Origin of the sequence: Allobosea sp., assembly GCF_048595345.1 — a bacterium.
Classification (GTDB): domain Bacteria; phylum Pseudomonadota; class Alphaproteobacteria; order Rhizobiales; family Beijerinckiaceae; genus Allobosea.
Window position 1 is genome coordinate 1 of the sequence record NZ_JBMDWH010000207.1, and the last position, 5559, is coordinate 5559.

6 protein-coding genes are annotated in these 5559 nt (G+C 65.9%); 2 read left to right on the plus strand and 4 right to left on the minus strand.

What is annotated here, in order from left to right; all coding sequences use genetic code 11:
• Positions 1–265: 265 nt before the first annotated feature.
• From ACOJTB_RS17795 to ACOJTB_RS17810, 4 genes are all read right to left on the minus strand, one after another.
• A complete protein-coding gene (locus ACOJTB_RS17795) occupies positions 266–1048 on the minus strand; it encodes an ABC transporter ATP-binding protein (RefSeq protein ID WP_420103862.1) in 783 nt (260 codons plus the stop codon).
• A gap of 74 nt (positions 1049–1122) precedes the next feature.
• Entirely contained in the window at positions 1123–2115 is a 993-nt protein-coding gene (locus tag ACOJTB_RS17800) for an ABC transporter substrate-binding protein (RefSeq protein ID WP_420103863.1), read from the minus strand.
• 47 nt (positions 2116–2162) lie between these two features.
• Entirely contained in the window at positions 2163–2975 is an 813-nt protein-coding gene (locus tag ACOJTB_RS17805) for an ABC transporter permease (protein WP_420103864.1), read from the minus strand.
• Positions 2972–3820 carry an IclR family transcriptional regulator gene (locus tag ACOJTB_RS17810; RefSeq protein WP_420103865.1) on the minus strand — a complete coding sequence of 283 codons (849 nt, stop codon included), beginning with the start codon at positions 3818–3820 and terminating at the stop codon, positions 2972–2974. Before ACOJTB_RS17810 ends, ACOJTB_RS17805 begins: the two co-directional genes overlap by 4 nt.
• A gap of 117 nt (positions 3821–3937) precedes the next feature.
• Here ACOJTB_RS17810 and ACOJTB_RS17815 point away from each other — a divergent pair, with 117 nt between their 5' ends.
• Complete coding sequence (locus ACOJTB_RS17815; protein ID WP_420103866.1) at positions 3938–4636, plus strand: hypothetical protein; 699 nt, start codon at positions 3938–3940, stop codon at positions 4634–4636.
• On the plus strand, positions 4636–5409 hold the full coding sequence (locus ACOJTB_RS17820; RefSeq protein WP_420103867.1) for an SDR family NAD(P)-dependent oxidoreductase: 774 nt from the start codon (positions 4636–4638) through the stop codon (positions 5407–5409). Before ACOJTB_RS17815 ends, ACOJTB_RS17820 begins: the two co-directional genes overlap by 1 nt.
• The last annotated feature ends 150 nt before the right edge of the window (positions 5410–5559 follow it).

Here is a 5559-nt window from a genome sequence, read left to right on the forward strand (position 1 = left end):
AGCCCGCCAACCACGCCGCTCGGCGAAATCCCCATAGCGCACAGCCCCGGGCCGCGGGTTCTTCCCCTGGAGGCTTTCGGACGCCGGCCCTCAGCCCGGCCCAAACCCGCTCGCGCGGGCCGGCATCCGAAACCCTTCACATTTGCGGACGTTGGCGGTCCGCCGAAAAGCGGACGTCAGCGATTCACGATAGTGGCACGTCCGAAAGCGAGGGCCACAACCATCCGTCGCAGCCGGTTATCGAAGCCGACGGCCAGTTCCGCCTTCAATACTTGATCACCCCAAAACGCCGGAAGGCGTCGTGGATGCGGTCGGCATAGTGATTGAAGCTCGGATAATCGCCGAGATGGGCCGGGCGCGGGCGCGGCAGCTCGATCGCAATCTCGTCGACGATGCGGCCGGGCGTCGGCGACATCACCAGAACACGATCCGAAAGCCCAATCGCCTCTTCGATCGAGTGGGTGATGAACACCACCGTCTTGGCCTGCTCCATCCAGAGCAGTTCGAGATCGTGCCGGATCTGGGTGCGGGTAATGGCGTCAAGCGCGCCGAAGGGCTCGTCCATCATCAGCACGGCGGGGTTGTGAATCAACGCGCGGGCGATCGAGACGCGCTGGCGCATTCCGCCGGAGAGCTGCTTCGGGTAGCGGTCTACCGCATGCGAGATGCCGAGCTTGGCGAACAGGTCGAGCGCCCGCTCGCGCGCCGGCCCCAGCGGCAGGCCGCGGATCTCCGCCTGCAGCAACACGTTTTCCATCGCCGTGCGAAATTCGAGCAGAAGGTGATCCTGGAAGACGATGCCGATATCGGTTAGGGGCGAGGTCAGCTTCTGGCCGTTCACAACGAGCTCGCCTTGGCTGACAGGGATCAGCCCGGCTGCCATCAGCATGAAGGTGCTCTTGCCGCAGCCCGACGGGCCGATCAGGCTGACGAACTCGCCGCTGCGGATGTTGAGTGTCAGCCCATCGACGGCGGTGAAGCTGCCGAAGGTCTTGATGATGCCGCGCCCTTCGATCGAGGCGGCGGCGTGGGTGGCTGCGGCGTTCATGCTCGTGTCTCGATCAATCCGACGTCATCCCGGATCTCCGCTTCGCTTCGTCCGGGATGACGAAAGCTGGCTTGTCAGGGGCAGGACGGCGCCGAGGCGGGCAGCAGTTCCGTCGTATAGTAGTCGGTGATCGGCTTGTCCTTGGGCAGGCCGAGATACTGGGTCAGCAGTTCGAAGCTCTTGGTCCAGTTCGCGTCGGGCACCTTGCCGAGCGCGGTCGCACCCGGCGCGCAGAGCAGCTTGTTGACCACGTCGAATTGGGCGAGCACCTGCGCCTTCTTCACCGAGGGGAACTGCGCGACGACCGCGTCAGCGGCGGCGTCCGGGTTCTTGCGGGCAGCGTCCCAGCCGAGCAGGCTGGCCTCGACGAACTTCCTGTAGAACTCGGCATCGGCCTTTATCCTGTCGTCGCGTGCGATGATCGACAGCCCCACCGTCGGCACGCCGACATCGCGGTAGAAGATGTCTCGCACCTTGAAGCCACGCTCGCGGATCTGGACCGAGTGGAAATCGGCGCCGCCCAGGATGGCGTCGACCTTCTTCTCCAGCAGCGCCCCAACGAAGGCACCGGGATCGATGTTGATGATGTCGAGCTTGCTCTTGTCGATCTGATTGCTGGCCAGGATGGCGTCGAGCAGGGTGGTCTGCGCCGTGCCGGGCTGCACCGCGACCTTCTTGCCGACGAGGTCTTTCGGAGAGACGATGCCGTTATCCTCGAGCGCAATGATGGCGAAGCCGTTCGTCTGCAGCACCGGCGCGATGATCTTCACCGGCGCGCCCTTGGTGCGCAATTGCATCGCGGCCGGCGCGTCGGCGAAGCCGAGGTCGGTCTGGCCGGTGGCGACCATCTGGGCCGTGGTGCCGGAGCCCTTGCCTTCCTCGATGGTCAGGTCGATGCCGGCCTTCTGGTAGAGGCCCATCTGCTTGGCCATCATGAAGCCGGCATTGGGCGCGGCGGCGAGGAAGTTGAGCGTGATCTTCATGGGCTTGCCGGCGCCTTGCGCGAGAGCGCCGGAAGCGCTCAGCGCGATGGCCGCGACGGCTCCGATCAGCATGCGTCTGTTCATCATGTCCTCCCTTGAGCCGGTTCGTCCGGCTTATTGGTGATCTGGATTCAGCCCTTGCGTTGCCAGGGCATCAGCAGGATTTCGAGGCCGTCGACGATGTAGCTGAACAGGATGCCGACGACGCTCAGCGCCACCAGGCAGGCGAAGATCAGCGGCATGTCGAGGAAGCTCGTGCCGCGCAGCAAGAGGTAGCCGAGCCCCGCATTGGCGCCGACGAACTCTCCGACGATGGCGCCGGTTGCGGCAAAGACGGCCGAGACCTTGAGTCCCGAGAAGATATAGGTCAGCGCCGCCGGCACCCGCACATAGCGGAAGGTCTGCCAGGCGGACGCGCCCATCGAGCGGGTGAGATAGAGCACCCGTTCGTCCAGCGCGCGGAAGCCGGTCATGCTGGCGACCAGGGTCGGGAAGAAGCAGAGCAGGAAGGTCAGCAGCACCTTCGGGAACAGGCCGAAGCCGAACCAGACGACGAACAGCGGCGCGATCGCGATCTTTGGCACGAGCTGGAAGAAGACGATGACCGGATAAATCGCCTTTTCCAGGATCCGCACGGAGACGATGACGTAGCCGAGCGGGATCGAGATCACCGCCGCCATCAGGAAGCCGAGGACGATCTCGTTGCCCGTCACCAGCGTATGTCGGAAGATCTCGCCGCGGTCGGTCCATAGCCGCTCGAAGAAGGCGCTCGGCACCGGCAGGATGTATCCCGGAATGCGCGCGAGCGGCACCAGCCATTCCCAGGCGGCGAGCAGCACGGCGAAGCTCATAAGCGGCCAGGCGATGGCCGAGCTCCACTCCTGGAATCTGCTATGCCCGCTATCTGCTGCGGCGGGGGAGGCGTTGGCGGCATTGTCGCTCATGCCGGTGTTCCTGCGGGATGGTTCTGGTTGGCCGAGACAACCGGATGAGCCAGAGACTGCGGGATCTGGCGTCGGCGCAGCGGCCAGATATCGGCCATTTCTTCCGCCGCCCGCCCGAGCGCCTCGGTGATGGCGATGCGCCGCTCTTCCGTCATGCGTGGCAACGGGCCGGCGACGCTGAGCGTCCCGGCGACAGGTACGGCCGGATCGGGTCCGGCGCGAAAGGTCGTCGCCATCGCGACGATGCCAATTTCGCCTTCCTCGACCGCGATGGCGAAGCCGCGTCGCCGCGTCTCGTCGAGATGGGCGCGCAGCGCATCGACATCCTTGAGCGCGTTCGGCCCGGTGCGCTCGTCGCCGTCGAAGCCGCGCGCAAAGACGATGCGCAGCGCCTCGGTCTCCGGCAGCGAGGCCAGCCACGCTTTGCCCGTAGCGGTCGCATGCAGCACGGGCCCGGAACCCATCGGCGGCTCGTAGCGGAGCCCAGCTGTCGCACCTTGCGAACGAGCGATCCAGATCAAATCACCGCCCTCGACCACGGCGAGCCGGCAGTATTCCCGCGTCGCCGCCGCCAGCCGGTCCAGCACGATCTGGCCGGCATCAGGCAAGCCGCGGCTGTCGAGATCGCGAAAGGCGAGCTGCGCCAGTTTTAACGTCAGCCCATAGGCGCCTGAATGCGCGTCCTGCCTGACGAAGCCGCGCTCGGCCAGCGTGGCGAGAAGGCGATGCGTCGCGCTGAAGGGCAGGTCGAGCCGTTCCGCGAGCAGGCTGAGATCGACGCCATCCGGCGCGCCAGCCAGCGCCTCCATCAGCTTCAACGCCCGCTCGACGGCCGCGATCGTCACCTGCGTTTCATCCCCCGGACCATTATTTGGAAATGATTTCCAATTCAGAATTGCTTTCCGTATAAGAGCGCGACGAGGCCAAGTCAACGCGCCTCGCGGCGGAATACGGGAGGGCGCATGAGTCTGGCGGGTGAGGGGGCGGTCGCGATCTGGCACGACATCGCGCCGGAGGGGCGAGCCGAGTTCTACGCCTGGCACGGCCAGGAGCACATGCCGGAGCGCGTCGGCATTCCGGGTTTCCTGCGCGGGCGCCGCTATGTCGCGATCGAGGCCGAATTGGAGTTCTTCAACCTCTACGAGGCATTGAGCGTCGAGACCTTGAAGAGCCAGGACTACACAGCCCGCGTTAATGCGCCGACGCCCTGGACGCTGAGCGCGGTGAAGCATTTTCGCTCTGTCGCCCGCTCGATCTGCCGTGTCGCCCAGACTACCGGCCCGGCCCAAGGTGGGCTGATCGCGACGCTGCGCTACGACGTGCCCGAGGGAGGCGAGCAAGCTCACCGGGATGCGCTGCTGCGGCGCTTCATCCCGGACCTGCTGGACAAGCCGGGCGTAGCCGGCGTGCATCTGCTCGTCGCCGATGCTGAGGCGAGCGGTATCGCAACCGCCGAGCAGAAGGCCCGCGGTGTCGCCAATGCCGTGCCGCGGTGGGTGCTGCTGCTCGAAGCCTGGGGCGACGAGGCCGAGTTCACCGCGCTGGCGAAGCAGGCGCTGTCTTCCGCTGCGCTCGATGCTGTCGGCGGCGAAGGGCCCTATTCGCTCGGCCTCTACCGTCTCCAGATCACCCGAACCAAGACCGCCTGGAGCGCCGGCTGATGGATGCCTGCTACGATCTCGCCGGGCGCAAGGCTATCGTCACGGGCGGCGCCGGTGGGCTGGGCCATGGCATCGCCGCCGGGCTGCGCGATGCTGGCGCGACGGTGGAATTATGGGATGCCGATCGGGTCAAGCTGGAGGCGGCTGCTGCCGAACTGGGCGTCACTGCCCAGCTTGTCGACATCACCGATGCGGCCGCCGTCGACGCGGCTGCGGCGGCCGCATTCACCACGCATGGGCGCGTCGACATCCTCGTCAACAATGCTGGCACTCTTGGCGAGGTGAAGCCGATTTGGCAGACCGATCCTCGGAATTTCGAGGCGGTGCTGCGGGTCAACCTGTTCGGCACCTACCTCGTCAGCCGCGCGCTACTCGGCCGCATGCGGATGCAGGCTCCGCGTGCTGCCACCGGCGGTCATCCGCTGCGCGGCCATGTCGTTAACATCGCTTCGATCCAAGGCAAGGAGGGCATGGCGCTGGCCGCAGCCTACTCCGCCTCCAAGGCTGGGGTGATCGCGCTGACCAAGAGCGCGGCCAAGGAGACGGCGCGTGACGGCATCATCGTCACCGCCATCACGCCGGCCGCAGCGGAAACCGCGATGGCGAAGGAAATTTCGGCGGAGCGTCGCGCCGACATCCTCGCGCGCATCCCGATGGGACGCTTCGTCGAGGTCGACGAGGTGGCGCGGATGGTGCTCTGGCTCGCCTCGGACGAATGCTCGTTCTCGACTGGCGGCATCTTCGATCTGTCGGGTGGCCGCGCAACATATTGATCAGCGGATTGCGCCATTGGACTAACCCGCTCGCGCGGGAGGGCGTTGCGGCGCGTTCCTCGCTGAGATTTCGTCTGTAAGGCGCCGCATCCGAGGATTTTGGGGTCGTTTCCCCTGATCCTCGGAGGTTTCCATGCTCGATCTTGTCAC